Here is a 17164-nt window from a genome sequence, read left to right on the forward strand (position 1 = left end):
CCCACCTTTACCCTAGCTATGGTGAACGCAGTTGCACTCATGGCGTTCCATTGCCTCTTTTTCCTCAGTTAAGTATGTGCGCTGGCGCGACATTAAAAGATCCCAGTCGACCAAATGGCCGTCAAAGTCCGGCCCGTCGGTGCAGCCGAACTTGGTTTGCCCACCGACGGAAACACGACAGGCGCCGCACATGCCGGTGCCGTCGACCATAATCGGGTTTAAGCTGACAAACGTTTTCACGTTATAGGGTTTCGTGGTAAGCGCGACGAACTTCATCATGATTGCCGGCCCGATCGCCATTATAAAATCGGCGCCATTGGTCTCGATTTCTTGCTTGAGGACCTCAGTAACCAGGCCTTTGTGCCCCTTACTGCCGTCATCGGTGGAAACGAGAACCTGATCGCTAAACTCAGCGAGTTCATCCTCATAAATTAGAAGATCGGCGGAACGTGCGCCGATAACTGAAGTTACTGTATTGCCCGCCTCTTTGAGCGCCTTGCCGATCGGATACATCGGAGCGGCACCAAAACCGCCGCCGACCAGCACAACGCGCCCGTAGTTTTCGATAGGTGTCTGGTGGCCCATCGGGCCGGCGATGTCCGAGAGGCTATCGCCCTCGTTGAGCTCTGAGAACTTTGTCGAGGTTACGCCGACCGTCTGAACGACTAAACCAAGCGTCCCCTCTTCGGGATTAATGCGGGCCAACGAGAGCGGAATGCGCTCGCCCTCTTCATCGACGCGAACAACTACGAATTGCCCAGCCTTGGCTTTTTTGGCAATCTCCGGAGCCGCGACCGTGAAGAAAAACAAATCAGACCGCAGCGCCTGTTTCTTTAAAATCTTATTCGCCACTACTGCACTCCTCTCCCTTGTAACACCTAAAATCGCACCATAACAATGTAATTATTGATACAATGTCTATTACCTTTTTAGATTAGCCACCACACCAGTTGTTGTCAAGGATTTCTCAAGGTGTAAGCCACTACCTATATAGGATTTAGGCATACACCCCTCATAATGTAAAGAGCGGATAAATGGGATAGCAGGCTACACTCCGGCGCCCTGCAAAAGCGATTCGGCCTCTTCGGGGGTTTGAACGTCCCACTTGCCGCAGCGGCCGCCCCAACAGGCAATCGCTTTGCCTGCTACCTGGATTTTTACGATCTCACAGTTGTTCTCGCACCCTTTGCAATGAAAACTTCGCGTCTGGTAATCGATATCGGCGACCTCAAAGCCTTTGAAGTTGGTGGCTTTATCCCGTACCGATGCCCGTGCCAAGAGGGCGGCGCCGAGCGCGCCCATAACATGATAATGCTTGGGTATTGTGACCTCTGCCTGAAGCGCGTCCTCGAACGCCTTCTTCATGCCGGCATTTGCCGCGACGCCGCCTTGAAATACGATCGGCGCCAGCAGGTCCTTCCCCTTCGCCAGGTTGTTGAGGTAGTTGCGCACCAAGGCCTGGCAGAGGCCGTAAATTATATCTTCCATACGGTAGCCCATTTGCTGTTTGTGAATCATGTCCGACTCGGCAAACACCGAGCAGCGCCCGGCAATCTGGCACGACGCAGACGATTTAAGAGCATAATCGCCAAACTCCTCGATTGGGATACCGAGGCGGGCTGCCTGGTGATCGAGAAACGAACCGGTTCCGGCAGCGCAGACGGTGTTCATTGCAAAATCGACGACAATACCGTCGCGCAACAAAATGATCTTCGAATCCTGTCCGCCGATCTCGAGCACCGTTCGCACCTGCGGTACCACGTGGCTTGCCGCCACCGCGTGCGCCGTGATTTCATTCTTGACGATATCGGCACCGACCATCACTCCGCTCAGATACCGGGCGCTTCCCGTCGTGCCGACACCGGCTAGCTCGACATCATCGGAGATTTCCAAGGCGAGCTGCCGCATACCGTCTTTTACCGCCACGATCGGCTGGCCTTTCGTTCGGATATAGATATAGTTGACGATGTCACCGCGCTCGTCCGTTACCACCAGATTCGTGCTGACCGAACCGACATCGATCCCCAAGAAACCCCTCATGCGTGCTTTCCTCCTATATCAACAACAGCGTACACATTAGTTATTAGTTACGCTTACTCGATAAGCTTAAATATATCCGCACCCGCAATTGCCCGCGGGTGTGTTCTCTGCCAACTACTTGCTCAGCGCAAACTCGGCGGTTGCACCTGTTCTTTTGTGCGTTTTCTTGCTATTGAGCAGATCTAGAAATGCTTCGAGACGCGTCAGCGTTCCGGCGCGACCGGTTTGCTCGTCGATGACAAAGGATATCGATGGGATGTCAAAATCCCTGCTGACCTGCGGCAGTATCGACTTGGCGATAGTGTCCGGCATGCAGGTAAACGGGAAGAGATGCAAAATGCCGTCAAACCCCTCGCACCCGTAAATCACCGAATGGCCAACACTGGGCAAACCTTCGCCGCCGACAAAGTGATTCAGATACGGTTTTGCCGCCTGTGCGATTTCCTCGTCGGAGATTCCCATAATCGGGTTCTTCGTCGAGGGGCTGATCCAATCGGTGACGTAAACCGAGCGATCAAGAGATACGCCCATATTGCCAAGCCACTCCTCGACATCGAAATTAATAAACGGCTCGAGCAGGATAAAAAATTCGCCGATTATACCCATCTTTAAGACGTCGCGCTCCATGTCTTTCTCAACACCTTCGAGTACAGCGAACGCTTCTTCACACACCGCATCGATCTCGGCTTCACTATATGCGGCATCGATTATAGCGAGCGCCTTTTTATACGCCCGCGTGCTGTCGCCTTGGTGAAGCTCGTAGCAGCGATATTTAAGCGTGTATTTCTCGAGCTCATCCATCATGCGCGCCTTTTTAAAGCTGACCCGGACCAGCCGCCAAATCTGGTACACTGATTTTCCCGGTGCAAGTAGCTTCAGCGTATCGACAAAGAGCTTCCACCCGGCGGCCGGCGGTTCGAGTACGATCATGTCGAATTTATAACCGGCGTCTTCGAGTACGCATCGCTGTATCTCAGCGTAATAACCGAAGCGGCACGGCCCGACGCCGCCCGCCATAAGCAGTGTATCTGCCCCCTGTTCGAGCGCCTCGATAAAGTTTCCGATCGTGATTTTTAGCGGCAGGCATGCGAACTCAGGAGAGTAACGCAATCCGAGCTGTAGCGTCTTTGCGCTGGTTTGCGGGGGCACAATGTAATCGATGCCACTGCGATTAAAGAGATCTGAGAGCACCATATCGAGCTTTCCCATGCGAGGAAATGTAATCTTCACTACATCGACCTCCATTTAAGCATATCGATAAACGCTTCAACTCGCGTGATGAGACCCGCTTCACCGCTGTGCTCGTCGACGACGAGCGACATCAGCGGCGTGCCGCCGTGCTTTTTCGCCTCGGATTCAAGAAGCACCTGGATAAGCGAGTCCGGTCCGCAGGCAAATGAGAGCACGTAGATGATACCATCGACGTTCTTCTTATGAATCCAGTGAAGCGCCCCGCCGACCACTTCCTTTTCGTAAGACCAGAACAGGCGCTTCGGCAAGCGATCCGCCTCGTGCTCGAGAGTTTTCGGCAGGATCATCTCGGTCGTGGTAACGTCGGCACCCCAGCCGCGAAGCTTCTTGATCAGATTCAAACTCGTATACGAGTCGTAAACGTTATACGGATGCCCGACGACCCCTATTTTTAGCCCCCCTCGAGCGGGTTGCGGCTCGACGCCGGCGATTGCTTCAACCGGGGTAAGCCCCGCTTCGAGTTTCTTTTGGAACGCCTTTTGCGCGGTGACCCCGTCCATCCAGGCGCGGATTGTCTGGGATTTCTTATTCGTAAAGAACTTGCCGAAATCCAATATTGCTTGGTAGAACTTACGGGTGCCCAAGCGCGCATTGAATTCCGGCTCTAGTATCAGTGGTAGCGCCGTGTCCGCGGTTTTCGCAAGGTCGGGCAAGCCCAAAAACTTCGGGCACGTATACGCACCGCTCTCAACACTTATAACCCGTGGGATAAACAGCGCGTCAACGCAATCTTTTACATCGAGGACGTGTCCGAAAAACACCTTAACCGGCAAGCAAAGCTCATTTTCGGCGGCGGCGGTTCCCAAATTAATCGTCTTCTTCGTCGTCGGATTGGACACGGCTATCTCGGCTCCTAAGCCGTGCAAAAACGATTCCCATAAGGGATAGTACTTGTAATACAACAACGCTTGTGGAACACCTACGGTCACACTCACCCTTACGAAACACCCCCATATACTAAAGGCATGATGCAGCAGGCTCCCCCCCTGAAGAGAAAGCCGCTTCATGCCCGGCTTAGCGATTTTGCAAGCAAACGCCTATTGGGTGATTTGTCCTGAACATACCCGCTCTCGATACTTTTAAAACTCGCGTACTATATTTTAAATAGCAACACAACGTATTATCTGGTTATAACCGCTTACCCGGCATTTGAGCGTACTTGGCTGAGATCAATGCAGTTGAAATAAGCGCTGAAGCGGCATGCGAAGGTAAGCATGTAATGCAAACTAATGCGTCTATCGTAAAAAAAGAGGGAGCGTTAACTCCCTGTATTAGATTAGCCGGGCCAGGTGAAATACCGTCGCCATGAGTGCAAAGAACACCAGTACGTATAGAATGCTTATGAGTGCGTTCGAGAAGGCAACGATCCCCAGAAGCTGTACTACAACCAGCATGGTGGCAATGGCAAGAACCGCATAAACCAAGCTCCACAACGGGGCACGCTGCATTCTAGCGGCCATTATCGCCACCTCCTTACACAGTATATATACCCACTATTTGCCAACCTCAGCCAATACGAGTGCTCATGCTCTGGCACATGGGTCTATCATACTATTGATGTTTCACCTAGACATTAATATTTGCATCCGCATCTCTAATTACGGCGTTCTAGTGCTCTTATTGTGAAATTTGTTTCGCTGGTCCTAATATCGTTCTGGATAAAACAGATTTCGAACTTCAAATCTTCCCTGGACTAAAAGGGCAAGATCATACATCGCCATATCTTGATCTATTAGCGGTCGTAATGCACGAAGCCTAACATAAAGACTCGGATGGCACTTGCTGATCAGCTTTCTTGAACCGCAAAGGCACGGCGTATCTGCTTTAATCGCATCACTCGTTGCGAGAAACTTAACGCTACTAATGATCAATGAGTTATCCTCGACTTGAAGTTCTTCACGATAGAATTGCATTGTGCCAATAAATCCATGGCCATACTCACCAGCAGGCCACTTACCGGTTTTTTCGAAATAGCTCTGCTCGTAAAAAAACCATATTATGAGTTCGTTTAGTAGCGTTTCTATTGTTGTGTTCCTATTACAATAACGCTTTTTTGCTGCTGCATAGCAAAGGCAGGCCTTGCCTTCACGAAAGTAATGCAGGTTCGCGCTATTGTTTAGTTTCCAGATTTGCATAACTTTCTCTTTGCGACCCCCGACCTCATAAACTCCTGGGAGAGCGTAAGGATAATCGTCCGGGAATTCAATTCTTACTCTATACGAATCCTGTATATATAGCCCCTCGACTGTGCCATCAAGGGGCAGAACGCCGACTAACACTACTCTACCTTGCTCTTCTTGGCAGTAAAGTGTTGGAAATTTTCCCTCGACAAGCGTTCGTTCTGCACGATAGAATTCTTCCTCACGTTTATACCAGGGTTCCATCTTCAGCTTCATGGTATTTATTACCTACTCTTAAAACCCAAAATTAGCAAGGCCCCACCAAGTAGTGACAATAGTAAGCCCCACGGCTTTGGTCTGCTTGTACCAGCAACAGGGTATGTAATTCTATTAGACTTCTTATCACCTGGCACTACGAATCTACTGCCGAACACCTTATTCCATCCCTTGTATGCTTCAGTGGAATTATCTTGTGTGAGCGCATCATCAGCACGCTCAATAAGCTTTTCGAGCTTTTCTTTGAAGCTCTTCATTTGCGCCTCAGCGATCCTATCGCTCAAACGCTCTGTCGAGTCTACAGGATTGTAGATTATCTCCGAGAACCGCAGCTGGTTATAGATCGCCTTGACAGTACTCACAAACGAGACATCATCCCTTGTGGAACTCGAAAAATGATTAGCTGCCAGAACGGTGAGTATTAGACCGGATGGCATTTTGCAGGACTGATCATCAGCCCATGCTTTTAGGTACCGCACGACTTTCCGTAGCTGATCAGTCTTCGTTTTTACTTCGTCCAGGAACCAATTAGTCAAGGCTCTTGGATCACTCGCTATCCAACCGACACCTTTGACTGCCAGATATGGAATATCGGCGCACATACAGTAAATTGGCAGATCAACATGATAGTCGCCCTTATAGACAACACGGACGCATTTCTTCTTATCAACTGGTTTCTCGCTGGTGTGATTCTCAATCGCTTTATAAACCCAGCCATGGACCGTCTCGGACGTTGGCCATTCATTCTGATTATCGGCGAAATGTTGCAGGTAGACGCCGTCATCAATATCAAACTCACTATCAATAGGATTAACGATTGTTGACATAGCGTATGATCCCTGGCCATGAAACTTTGGCACTTTTACTTCTAATGAGTCTTTAAAGTGTTTCTTAATTTTCTCACGGACTCCTTTACGACCGCTCTTTAGGTAATCTTTTTTAGTTGACGAGAGTGTAATTGCATTGTAAAAATCTTGAAACTCTGAGTGACAATTAGCCATGATGCATTTCTCCTTCCGTTATTCTGGCATCGCACGTTTTATATGAAGACGTTCAGCTTTATTAACGCTTACCATGTTCTTAGCATTTTTTTCCTGGCCACTCTTCTGTAGCGGGGTTACCCATAACATGAGTAAGATGACCATCGTGATGACGGTAATCCAAACGTAAAGCGACCCAAAATGCGAGCGAAAATAAATCGAGACTCTCTCGAGCCTCGTTTTCTCTTTCTGATGATGTTCTTTAAAGTGTGCATACTCTTCGGGGTATAGCGCCTTATCGCAATAGAGACCATATTCATAACAACCGAGAATTGTTTCGAGCTGTGACATCACCCTTCGATTCTTATGAAACCCGACTTCTATTGAACGCAAAAAGAAACCGGCCAATACTGCAATAAGCACGGCAAATATCGTAAGAATAATACGCTGTGCTATAATCAGGCCTTTTCCGTTGAGTAAGATCCATGTTACTGAGACACCAAAACCGAGAATCCATATCGCAAAAGCTTGGCTACGCTCACGCATTTTATGAGATGCGTTATACCGCTCATTTAGCAAATTCAACAGGATGGTCGTCTTATCTTTCTCATCAACCATGTACATTTGTTCTCACCTCGATTCGTTGATGCATAGAAAATAGCGCTTTTATTATGTGTATAATTCACTATCGAAACATAGTTCATTAAGACAGAGCGAGCGGAAAATCAAATATTGGGGTGTTCTAGCAGCTCTATTAGCAATCATAACATGAGAGTGCTAATTTGTAAATAGGTTACTTTATACTGCTAGGGGATATTTACAGTACGTAATATCCCCTAGCCTGCTTACTCATATAACAGCTATAACTATGCGCGTGTTCGCTAATGTCAATTCGGCCTTATTGTATTACACGGCTACCCGTTGCGCCTCAAACCCGATTTTGCCGTCGCGCACGTCGACCACAACCGTATCGCCTTCTTTGATGCGACCTTCGAGAATCTTCATCGCCAGACCATCCTGGATTTGCCGTTGGATAACCCGTTTAAGCGGGCGCGCCCCGAAGACCGGGTCGAACCCTTCGTTGGCGATAAGCTCTTTTGCCGCATCGCTCAACTCCAGCTTGATGCCGTGCTCCGCCACGCGCTTTGCTAATTGCTCGATTTGGATATCGACGATCTTCTTGATGTCGGCCAGCGCAAGGCGATTAAAGATGACGACCTCGTCAACGCGGTTTAAGAACTCAGGCCTAAAGTTGGCCTTCATTACTTCCTCAACCTTAGCTTTAAGCTCCTCTCGGTCGGTAACTTCCTGAATGTAGGAACTGCCGATGTTCGACGTCATAATCACGATCGTGTTCTTAAAATCGACCGTTCTTCCCTTGCCGTCGGTTAAGCGACCGTCGTCAAGAATTTGCAGGAGCACGTTAAAGACATCGTGGTGCGCTTTTTCGATCTCATCGAGGAGCACCACCGCATACGGGCGGCGGCGGACCGCTTCGGTTAATTGGCCGCCCTCCTCGTAGCCGACGTAGCCGGGAGGCGCACCGATCAACCGCGAGACGGTGTGTTTTTCCATGTACTCGCTCATATCGATGCGGATCATCGCCCGCTCGTCATCGAAGAGAAACTCGGCCAATGCCTTAGCGAGTTCGGTCTTGCCGACACCGGTCGGCCCGAGGAAGATAAAACTTCCCAAAGGCCGGTTCGGGTCTTGCAGGCCGGCGCGGGCCCGGCGAATCGCGTTCGCCACTGCCGCAAGCGCCTCATCCTGGCCGACAATGCGAAGCCTCAAGCGGTTCTCCATCATCACCAGCTTGGCGATCTCGCCCTCCAGCATGCGCGACACCGGCACACCGGTCCACTTGGAGACGACTTCGGCGATGTCCTCCTCATCGACTTCTTCTTTGAGCATCTTCGTATCTTTTTGCAGCTCGAGAAGCCGTTTGTTTCGCTCGTCGACGTCTTTTTCAAAGGTCAGTATGTCGCCGTAGCGCAGTTTTGCGGCCAGGGCGAGATCACCGGTGCGTTCGGCGTTTGTAGCGTCGACCTTGGCCTGCTCGATGCGCTCCTTGAGCGCGCGAATCTCCTGGATAACGCTTTTCTCGTTTTCCCAGTGCGCCCGCATGTGAAAGACCTTTTCCTTCAAATCGGCGAGATCTTTTTCAATGCTGGCATGGCGGGCAAGCGCGGCTTTACTCTTGTCGTTTTTAAACGCCTGCCGCTCGATCTCGAGCTGCTTAATCTTACGCTCGATCTCGTCGATTTCAGTCGGAAGCGAGTCAATTTCAATGCGCAACATCGAGGCCGCCTCATCAATCAAATCAATTGCCTTATCAGGCAAGAACCTATCGGTAATATACCGGTTTGAGAGCACTGCGGCGGAAACCAGCGCTGAATCGGTGATGCGCACGCCGTGGTGTATCTCGTAGCGTTCTTTTAAGCCGCGAAGAATCGCGATCGTATCCTCCACGCTCGGCTCACCCACAACAACCGGCTGGAACCTGCGCTCAAGCGCGGCGTCTTTTTCAATATATTTGCGGTACTCATCGATGGTCGTCGCCCCGACCGCGCGCAGCTCCCCGCGCGCCAGCGCAGGCTTCAGCAAGTTCGCCGCATCGACTGCGCCTTCGGCGGCGCCGGCCCCGACTAGGGTATGGAGCTCATCGATAAACAGGATGATCTCCCCGCCTGCGCTCGTAATCTCTTTCAGCAGCGCTTTTAAGCGATCTTCAAACTCGCCGCGGTACTTCGCCCCGGCGATGAGCGCGCCCAAATCGAGCGCGACCACCCGTTTATTTTTCAAACCTTCCGGCACGTCGCCGGCGATGATGCGCTGGGCAAGCCCTTCCGCGATCGCGGTTTTGCCCACACCGGGATCACCGATTAACACCGGGTTGTTTTTCGTGCGCCGGGACAGTACCTGGATGATACGGCGTATCTCGTCGTCGCGCCCGATAACCGGGTCGAGTTTACCAATCCTTGCAAGCCTGGTTAAGTCACGGCTGTATTTCTCAAGCGCCTGGTATTTCTCTTCCGGGTTCTGGTCAGCTGCGCGTTGGTTGCCGCGCACATCGACCAATATTTTCAGCACCATATCTTTGGTAACGCCAAACGAGTGCAGGATTTTGCCCGCGATGCCGTCGCCTGCCGCAATTGCAATGAGCAAATGCTCGGTGCTCACATATTCATCTTTAAGATTTTCCGCCTCGACGAAAGCGGTATCTACAACACTTTTCAGCTCTGGTGAAACGTAAGCCGCGGCGCTCGCGCCGGCTACTTTCGGCCTGCGCCCGAGTTCTTTCTCGATGGCCGTTACTACCGCATCCGGGCTCACGGCAAGCTTTTGCAGGATCGGCACGACCACGCCGTCCGGCTGCCCGATCATTGCAAAGAGCAAGTGCTCCGGCTCGACCTGGGCGTGCCCGGCCGCTTCCGCAAGATGCTGAGCTTCGCCCAGCGCTTCCTGAGATTTTATCGTGAATTTATCTAATCTCACCTTATCCACCTTCTTTTACCAGTCAAATAAGGCTGGTGGAATATCTGCTAAAGGTTTCTAATACTATCGATTTTATGGTATTAAAAGTCTACTAAGTCTATTGACTTTATAGACATTTTGCCTGACGTGCATGATTAGCGGATTTAGCGTTGTCTCCTCGCTCTGCGCAGCACAATATGACCGTGCGGCATCGGGACAAGCGCGTTCTGCTGGATCTTGCTTACCTCGTCCTCGAGCGCGCACTGCAAACCATCGAGTTTTGATTCAAGCTGGCCGATAAGCCCCTGAAGGCCCTCGATCTCGTCTTGTAGCTCGAAGATTTTGATAACGCCGGCAAGGTTTACCCCCAGCTCCTGGGTGAGCACCTGTATAAGTTTCAAACGATCGACATCGCGTTGAGAGTACAGGCGCGTGCTACCCGGGGTGCGTTTCGGGTGGATTAATTTTTTGCGCTCATAAATGCGCAAGGTTTGCGGGTGCATCCCTGCAAGCTTTGCTGCAACGCTGATCATATAGACCGGCTCGTCGTACATCATTCTCACTCCACCTATACCTGGCACCGGTGCGGCCGCCGCACGGACGATGCCTTACTTCTTAAAGATTCGTCGTGGATCGTCTTGCCTGCTATGCGCGAATCTTACCAGCATCTCTTTTTCGTCGTTGGAGAGCTCTTTTGGCACATCGACTCGCACCGTTACGAGCATATCGCCCTTACTCTCGGTTTTAAGTTTCGGGGCGCCTTTACCCCGCAACCTGAACGTCTGCCTGTTTTGCGTTCCCGGCGGAATTTTGAGCGATACCATTCCGTCTACCGTCGGCACTTCGATACTCGCCCCAAGAGCTGCTTCTGTAAAGGTAACCGGCACCTCGAGAAGCACATCGCTTCCCTTACGCTTAAAGAACGGATGCGGCGCGACTTTGGTGATGATATAGAGGTCGCCTTTCGGGCCGCCGTTAACCCCGGCCTGACCCCGGCCTTTAAACTTCAACTTACCGCCGTCAGCTGCGCCCGCCGGAATTTTGATCGTCTCGGTCGCCTTTCGCAAAACCCGGCCGCTGCCCGAGCATACGTTACATGGCTTGTCGATAACCGTTCCCGTACCGGCGCACGTCGGACAGGTACGGGTAATTCCAAAGAAACCCTGGTTGTCGGAGATTATCCCGTTACCACCGCATGTGCGGCACACCGTACGCGACCCGCCGGGGGCGGCTCCGGTGCCTTTACATGTCGAGCATGCCTCTTCACGAGTAATGTGAAACTGCACGGTCTTTCCATGCAGGGCTTCGTCAAACGCTAAATGCACGTTATATGTAATGTCGGCGCCTTTCGCTCTCGCGTTCGCGCTCCTCGTTCCCGAGGATGCCCCTCCGAAGAGATCGAACAGATCGCCGAATCCCCCGGCGGAGAAACCGTTCGCACCGGAAAATCCTCCGAAATTACCGTCAAATGTCGAGTAATCGAACCCACCGGCGCCCGGGTTAAACCCCGCACCCTGACCGCCAACGAAGCGACCTACCTCATCGTACTGCTTGCGCTTTTCAGTATCTTTAAGCACATCATAGGCTTCGCTTATCTCTTTGAACTTCTCTTCGGTTTCTTTATCGCCGCTGTTGACGTCGGGATGATACTTGCGCGCAAGCTTCCGATACGCCGCTTTAATTTCTTTCTGCGTCGCATTTCGACCTATCCCGAGGACTTCATAAAAATCCCTGCGTGCTCTACTGGTATCCATAGTAACCACCGTGTTTATATAAAAAGGCCAAGTGTCGCACGCGACCTTGGCCTTTCACTATTTTGCAACTTTCACCATCGCCGGGCGAAGCAGTTTACCGTTTAGCTCATAACCCTTCTGCAATACCTCTGCCACAACGTTTTCGCCGTACTCACTGCTCTCGACCTGCATAACGGCCTGGTGTGCTTGCGGATCGAATTCCACGCCGCCCGGGTCTATAACCGAGACGCCTTGCTTCCCGAGAATCGTCATGAGCTGCGAATAAATCAGCTCGACGCCGCCCGCAAGCGTTTCACGCTCAGCGCCGGCACGCGCCGAATCGAGCGCTCGCTCCAAATTATCGATAAGCGGCAGAAGCTCGGTTACGATACCCTCAGCCGCACACTCAATCACCCGTTCATGCTCTTTCATCATCCGCTTGCGGAAATTATCCATCTCCGCTTGGGTACGCCTGAGCATATCGAGATACTCGGTGGCTTCGGCTTCCGATTTGGCGAGGCGCTCGTTGAGTTCCTCTAGAGTCTCGGTTCCCGTGTCAGGTGCTTCGGCCGCCATATCACTGCCAGCTTCTGGTGTATCGCCGTGGTGTGCGCTTACGTGGTCGTTCGTAGTTTCATCTTTCGGCACCATTAATCACCTCAACCTACTTCTCTTCGCCGTCTTCGCTTACAACCTCATAATCGGCGTCAACGACATTGTCGCCCTGGCTTTCGGCCTGCTGGCCATTACCCGCTGCGGCTTCGCCTGCAGCCTGCTGCCCATAGACAGCTTGACCGATCTTCATCGACTGTTCAAGAAGCGTCTCGTGGGCTTTCTTGATACGCTCAACGTCTGAGCCTTTCAGCGCATCTTTAGTCTCTTCAATCGCCTTTTCGACCGCTTCCTTATCGGCCGCCGGGATCTTATCGCCCATATCTTTGAGCGTACGCTCTGTCGCATATGCGAGGCTATCGGCATTGTTTCGAACCTCGGCTTCCTCGTGGCGCTTGTGGTCCTCATCAGCGTGAGCCTGCGATTCCTTAACCATCCGGTCGATCTCGTCTTTATTAAGTGCGGTCGCACCGGTGACGGTTATGCGCTGCTCTTTGCCGGTCGCCCTGTCCTTCGCGTGTACGTTAACGATACCGTTGGCATCGATATCGAAGGCAACTTCGATTTGCGGTATACCGCGAGGCGCCGGCGGAAGATCGACCAAGTGAAAACGGCCCAGCGTCTTATTATACGCCGCCATCTCGCGCTCGCCCTGAAGGACGTGAATCTCTACGCTGGTCTGGCCGTCGGCCGCTGTCGTAAAGATCTCGCTCTTTTTCGTCGGGATCGTAGTGTTGCGCTCGATCATCTTGGTGAAGATGCCGCCCATGGTTTCGATACCCAAGGTGAGCGGGGTGACGTCGAGGAGCAGGATGTCCTTAACCTCGCCCATCAGCACGCCCGCTTGGATCGCGGCGCCGACCGCCACAACCTCATCAGGATTAACGCCTTTATGCGGGTCTTTTCCGGTAAGCTCTTTTACCATATCTACAACCGCCGGCATTCTGGTCGAACCGCCGACGAGGATGATGTGGTCGATATCACCAAGACCCACACCCGCATCCTTCATCGCTTGCTCGACTGGTTTACGGCAGCGGTCCAGCAAGTCACCCGTCATTTTCTGAAACTCGGCGCGCGTGAGCGTCATGTCGAGGTGTTTCGGGCCATTGGCATCCGCCGTTATGAACGGCAGGTTGATGCTTGTGGTCATCGTCGTCGAAAGCTCCATTTTTGCTTTCTCCGCGGCCTCTTTCAAACGCTGTAACGCCATTTTATCGTTGCGAAGGTCGATACCGTTTTTCGCTTTAAAATCGTCGGCCATCCAATCGAGGATAATGCGGTCCCAGTCGTCGCCGCCGAGGTGGTTGTCCCCTGCGGTTGCCCGTACCTCAAACACGCCATCGCCGATATCCAAAATTGAGACGTCAAACGTGCCGCCGCCTAAATCGAAGATCAGAATGGTCTGGTCGTGCTCCTTGTCGAGGCCGTAGGCCAGTGCGGCCGCAGTCGGCTCGTTGATAATACGAAGCACTTCAAGACCGGCGATTTTACCGGCGTCTTTGGTTGCCTGGCGCTGCGCGTCCTCAAAATATGCCGGCACGGTGATAACCGCTTGTGTTATCGGTTCACCTAGATACGCCTCAGCATCTCGTTTCAGCTTTTGCAAGATAAATGCCGAGATTTGCTGCGGCGTGTAGTCTTTACCGTCTATATCGATCTTCCAGTTTGTGCCCATGTGACGCTTTACGCTTGCAATCGTGCGATCCGGGTTTGTGATCGCCTGCCTCTTTGCGACATCGCCCATCAGAACTTCGCCGGTCTTAGAAAATGCAACGACCGACGGGGTAACCCTGCCGCCTTCGGCATTAGCGATAACCTTAGGCTCGCCGACTTCGAGAATCGCCATACATGAATTGGTTGTTCCCAGGTCAATGCCTAGTGCTTTAGCCATTGTGCAACACTCCTTACGCTTTTAGTTAAGTATAACTATATAATCTAAGTGTGATATTGTCAAGTTTTTTAGCATATCGGTTGATATATACCGTAACTTTATAGCTTTTTTTTTGCCTAAAAGGCAGGTGCGGTTAGGAGTAATTGTAAGAACTGTAGGTCGAAGACGGCTTCTTAAGTAAAAGAAGCCGTCTTAAAAAGCTTATACTATAAACCTTGTTGATTCTAATAATCCATTATTTGTTAAGACCTTCGCGTAAAATTCTTTACAATCGCCAACGAGTCTTGTATAAGAGGATTAGTGCAATTCGATGCCGATTCTAAGGAGGAGTTTTTTATGCCTAGACCAGTAGTTAATGCTGATGAGTGCTCAGGGTGCGGAACCTGTGTGGATAGTTGCCCGAACGGCGTACTTGAGCTCGTCAATGACATTGCGAAAGCTGTTAACGAGGACGATTGCTCGGCGTGCGGCTCCTGTGCCGAAGAGTGCCCGATGGAAGCTATCGAGGTTGACGAAGATTAATTGAAGTAGAAGATAATAACAGCGGCGCCGGCTTTTGCTGGCGCTTTTTTTGCCTACCCGCTACTGCATTTATACAACCCGGCCCCGGTCTGCAATTTGCATCGCTTTACATGTACGCAATGCACTTTAGCGCGAGAGATACACTTTGCTCTTGTGCGTTGTATCATGTACACTATATGATATCCCTGTTTATACCAGGTATAGTTTTTATTGTACCGTACGATGCTGCACGCAGATACTCATGCGGCCCGGAAAGCTGACTGGTATCGACAGAAGTTGCATCTCAATGCATTGGAGATGGGGGCTAGAGTGAGAAAGATATCAAGTGGAATTCCAGGACTAGACGTGCTGCTCGACGGTGGTCTTTACGAGCGCAGCTCAACCGTCATCGCCGGCCCGCCCGGCACTGGAAAAACGACCTTCGGCGCGCAGTTCATCTATAATGGCGCCGTGCAGTTTAATGAGCCGGGCATTTTTGTCACATTCGAAGAATTTCCTGAGACTATCTACCGTGACATGCACAACCTTGGCTGGGATCTTAAGAAGTACGAGGCGGAAGGTAAAATCAAGGTTATCTTTACTTCGCCTGCCGTACTAAAAAGCGAGCTTGAGAAAGAAAGCGGTTTTATCGACCGTATTGTTGCCGACACCGATGCCAAACGCATAGTTATCGATTCGGTAACATTAATGGAACAGCTCACGAACGACCAGCAAGAATTGCGTCAAGTATTTAACAGCCTTGTCAACGGCTTAAAACGCTTGGGGTTAACAACGATCCTGACGAGTGAGATGCCGCTTCTCTTTGGGCATGCAAGCTCACTCGAATCAAGTATCGGTTTTGTTGTTGATAATATCGTCATCCTGCGCTATGTCGAGATCGAGAGCGAGCTTGATACGGCGCTTACTATCCTTAAGGCACGCGGTAGTAAACATGCTAAAGATATCAGGCAGTATGAGATAGCAAAGGGTGGTATTAATATTGAAACAAAATTTGCCGGCCACCAGGGCATTTTGACGGGATTTCCGTCCCGCGCGGTAAGCGGGAGGACACTTCTTGAAGAAGGGCTAATCCGTAAAAAGAGGTAATGCAAGGTAAACAACATGTATTTTGTGGCGTTTGTAGAGTTGATTAATTTCTTGCTGGCGGCGGCCGCGGCGGCCGTGTCGTTTGGTATTTTGCGAAAAGTAGCAAGCAATCTTGCGGCGAGTTGGAAATACTCATTCGTCGCTTTTCTAATACTGGCGCTGGCTATGCTCTTTACGGCTATAAGTGAGCTTGGGCTGCCCGTACTCGGCGGCTTTGATATGGCGCTACTTGCAAACATTGCCCACTTTATCTTTGTAGCAGTTGCATTCCTGGGTTTGCTCCGATACTACCAAATTTTGAAAGGGCTCTGTAAGCGAGGGACCTAGATGTTATCATCAGTAGATGTAATTGCATTGATTATAGCGGTTATTGGTATTGCGACTGCTGCCGTCGCACGAAAAACCTGGCTTTTAGTCGAGGGAGACCTCGCGGAGAGCTGGCGATGGTTGTTGCCGAGCGTACCGGTCTACGCCGTATCGTTTGTCGTTTTGATCGTACACAACTTTTTGGAGCGATATAGTGTTGATAAACCGGTTTTGTCAACGACATTTAACTTTGATATGCTCGCGCAGCGGCTCGTATTTAATATGCAAGTTTGGAAGCCGATAGTATTGGTACTGAAAAATATTCAAGTATTGGGTGAACTGGCGTTTCTCATACTTGTACTTATCGGGCTAGTTAGACAATATCGTCTATTCGAGGAACTGTACAACAAACAGAATTAATAGCGGTGGATTATTGATGAACAGGAAACTGGCTAAACTCGTAAAAAATCTAAATGATGATACAAGGGCGCTCATTATCGACGTGCTGGATTCGCCGATCAAATGGGATCTGATCCACTTCTATCAGGCAAACCCATTTTCAATACATACGGCGCGCGGCCTCTCAAACATTATCGGCCGGCGTTCAGAACAGGTATTTCAGGAAGCCGAACAGCTCGCCGAGAACGGCGTTTTGAAGAAGGTTTGTGAGAATGGTGATAGCTCCTCAATCTATGCCTACGAACCGGATACGGAGCGCGAAACAATTCTCAGAACGCTTGCGGAATTGAGCGAAGAAGATACGAGTCTTTTAGACGAGCTACACAAGCTGCTTAAAGGTGAAACTGCATTAGCTTAACCTATCTATGCTCCTTCTCTCTTGGCAATCCTAATAATTGCCAGTAAACTAGAGGA

18 protein-coding genes are annotated in these 17164 nt (G+C 50.9%); 5 read left to right on the forward strand and 13 right to left on the reverse strand.

The window, feature by feature from the left end:
* Positions 1–12: 12 nt before the first annotated feature.
* From VGK02_09255 to dnaK, 13 genes are all read right to left on the reverse strand, one after another.
* On the reverse strand, positions 13–852 hold the full coding sequence (locus VGK02_09255; GenBank protein HEY3375235.1) for a sulfide/dihydroorotate dehydrogenase-like FAD/NAD-binding protein: 840 nt from the start codon (positions 850–852) through the stop codon (positions 13–15).
* Positions 853–1047: 195 nt separating this feature from the next.
* Positions 1048–2040, reverse strand: a complete 993-nt coding sequence (locus tag VGK02_09260; protein HEY3375236.1) for an acyl-CoA dehydratase activase — start codon at positions 2038–2040, stop codon at positions 1048–1050.
* Between the two features lie 114 nt (positions 2041–2154).
* Entirely contained in the window at positions 2155–3270 is a 1116-nt protein-coding gene (locus tag VGK02_09265; protein HEY3375237.1) for a hypothetical protein, read from the reverse strand.
* Positions 3270–4220 (reverse strand): acyl-CoA dehydratase activase-related protein, encoded by a 951-nt coding sequence (locus VGK02_09270; protein ID HEY3375238.1) that lies wholly within the window; start codon positions 4218–4220, stop codon positions 3270–3272. Before VGK02_09270 ends, VGK02_09265 begins: the two co-directional genes overlap by 1 nt.
* Positions 4221–4562: 342 nt before the next feature.
* Positions 4563–4751 (reverse strand): hypothetical protein, encoded by a 189-nt coding sequence (locus tag VGK02_09275; protein HEY3375239.1) that lies wholly within the window; start codon positions 4749–4751, stop codon positions 4563–4565.
* 183 nt (positions 4752–4934) lie between these two features.
* A complete protein-coding gene (locus tag VGK02_09280) occupies positions 4935–5687 on the reverse strand; it encodes a hypothetical protein (protein ID HEY3375240.1) in 753 nt (250 codons plus the stop codon).
* Between the two features lie 8 nt (positions 5688–5695).
* The gene (locus VGK02_09285; GenBank protein HEY3375241.1) at positions 5696–6688 is read right to left on the reverse strand and encodes a hypothetical protein; all 993 of its coding nucleotides are present in this window, start codon (positions 6686–6688) and stop codon (positions 5696–5698) included.
* A gap of 18 nt (positions 6689–6706) precedes the next feature.
* The gene (locus tag VGK02_09290) at positions 6707–7291 is read right to left on the reverse strand and encodes a hypothetical protein (protein ID HEY3375242.1); all 585 of its coding nucleotides are present in this window, start codon (positions 7289–7291) and stop codon (positions 6707–6709) included.
* Positions 7292–7573: 282 nt separating this feature from the next.
* Positions 7574–10162 carry an ATP-dependent chaperone ClpB gene (gene clpB / locus VGK02_09295; protein HEY3375243.1) on the reverse strand — a complete coding sequence of 863 codons (2589 nt, stop codon included), beginning with the start codon at positions 10160–10162 and terminating at the stop codon, positions 7574–7576.
* A 143-nt stretch (positions 10163–10305) separates the two neighbouring features.
* A complete protein-coding gene (locus tag VGK02_09300) occupies positions 10306–10698 on the reverse strand; it encodes a helix-turn-helix transcriptional regulator (protein ID HEY3375244.1) in 393 nt (130 codons plus the stop codon).
* Positions 10699–10749: 51 nt separating this feature from the next.
* On the reverse strand, positions 10750–11895 hold the full coding sequence (dnaJ, locus tag VGK02_09305; GenBank protein ID HEY3375245.1) for a molecular chaperone DnaJ: 1146 nt from the start codon (positions 11893–11895) through the stop codon (positions 10750–10752).
* A 57-nt stretch (positions 11896–11952) separates the two neighbouring features.
* Positions 11953–12525 (reverse strand): nucleotide exchange factor GrpE, encoded by a 573-nt coding sequence (gene grpE / locus VGK02_09310; GenBank protein ID HEY3375246.1) that lies wholly within the window; start codon positions 12523–12525, stop codon positions 11953–11955.
* Between the two features lie 13 nt (positions 12526–12538).
* Positions 12539–14377, reverse strand: a complete 1839-nt coding sequence (gene dnaK, locus VGK02_09315) for a molecular chaperone DnaK (protein HEY3375247.1) — start codon at positions 14375–14377, stop codon at positions 12539–12541.
* 336 nt (positions 14378–14713) lie between these two features.
* On the opposite strand from dnaK, the gene VGK02_09320 reads away from it, so the two are divergent.
* The 5 genes from VGK02_09320 to VGK02_09340 all read left to right on the forward strand — a co-directional run bounded on the left by VGK02_09320 (position 14714) and on the right by VGK02_09340 (position 17108).
* Positions 14714–14899 carry a 4Fe-4S binding protein gene (locus VGK02_09320; GenBank protein HEY3375248.1) on the forward strand — a complete coding sequence of 62 codons (186 nt, stop codon included), beginning with the start codon at positions 14714–14716 and terminating at the stop codon, positions 14897–14899.
* A 309-nt stretch (positions 14900–15208) separates the two neighbouring features.
* A complete protein-coding gene (locus tag VGK02_09325; GenBank protein HEY3375249.1) occupies positions 15209–15985 on the forward strand; it encodes an ATPase domain-containing protein in 777 nt (258 codons plus the stop codon).
* A 15-nt stretch (positions 15986–16000) separates the two neighbouring features.
* A complete protein-coding gene (locus VGK02_09330; protein ID HEY3375250.1) occupies positions 16001–16312 on the forward strand; it encodes a hypothetical protein in 312 nt (103 codons plus the stop codon).
* Positions 16313–16711: a hypothetical protein gene (locus VGK02_09335; GenBank protein ID HEY3375251.1), complete on the forward strand. Its 399-nt coding sequence runs from the start codon at positions 16313–16315 to the stop codon at positions 16709–16711.
* Between the two features lie 16 nt (positions 16712–16727).
* A complete protein-coding gene (locus tag VGK02_09340; protein HEY3375252.1) occupies positions 16728–17108 on the forward strand; it encodes a hypothetical protein in 381 nt (126 codons plus the stop codon).
* Positions 17109–17164: the final 56 nt, after the last annotated feature.

Origin of the sequence: Candidatus Aquicultor sp. (genome assembly GCA_036504445.1) — a bacterium.
Taxonomy (GTDB): domain Bacteria; phylum Actinomycetota; class Aquicultoria; order Aquicultorales; family Aquicultoraceae; genus DASXVE01.

Excerpts from the sequence above, each read along its gene's own strand:
- VGK02_09260 (HEY3375236.1), bottom strand. The coding sequence starts at position 2,040 with ATGAGGGGTTTCTTGGGGATCGATGTCGGTTCGGTCAGCACGAATCTG.
- VGK02_09275 (HEY3375239.1), bottom strand. The coding sequence starts at position 4,751 with ATGGCCGCTAGAATGCAGCGTGCCCCGTTGTGGAGCTTGGTTTATGCG.
- VGK02_09280 (HEY3375240.1), bottom strand. The coding sequence starts at position 5,687 with ATGAAGCTGAAGATGGAACCCTGGTATAAACGTGAGGAAGAATTCTAT.
- VGK02_09285 (HEY3375241.1), bottom strand. The coding sequence starts at position 6,688 with ATGGCTAATTGTCACTCAGAGTTTCAAGATTTTTACAATGCAATTACA.
- VGK02_09290 (HEY3375242.1), bottom strand. The coding sequence starts at position 7,291 with ATGTACATGGTTGATGAGAAAGATAAGACGACCATCCTGTTGAATTTG.
- VGK02_09300 (HEY3375244.1), bottom strand. The coding sequence starts at position 10,698 with ATGATGTACGACGAGCCGGTCTATATGATCAGCGTTGCAGCAAAGCTT.
- dnaJ (HEY3375245.1), bottom strand. The coding sequence starts at position 11,895 with ATGGATACCAGTAGAGCACGCAGGGATTTTTATGAAGTCCTCGGGATA.
- grpE (HEY3375246.1), bottom strand. The coding sequence starts at position 12,525 with ATGGTGCCGAAAGATGAAACTACGAACGACCACGTAAGCGCACACCAC.
- dnaK (HEY3375247.1), bottom strand. The coding sequence starts at position 14,377 with ATGGCTAAAGCACTAGGCATTGACCTGGGAACAACCAATTCATGTATG.
- VGK02_09320 (HEY3375248.1), top strand. The coding sequence starts at position 14,714 with ATGCCTAGACCAGTAGTTAATGCTGATGAGTGCTCAGGGTGCGGAACC.
- VGK02_09330 (HEY3375250.1), top strand. The coding sequence starts at position 16,001 with ATGTATTTTGTGGCGTTTGTAGAGTTGATTAATTTCTTGCTGGCGGCG.
- VGK02_09335 (HEY3375251.1), top strand. The coding sequence starts at position 16,313 with ATGTTATCATCAGTAGATGTAATTGCATTGATTATAGCGGTTATTGGT.
- VGK02_09340 (HEY3375252.1), top strand. The coding sequence starts at position 16,728 with ATGAACAGGAAACTGGCTAAACTCGTAAAAAATCTAAATGATGATACA.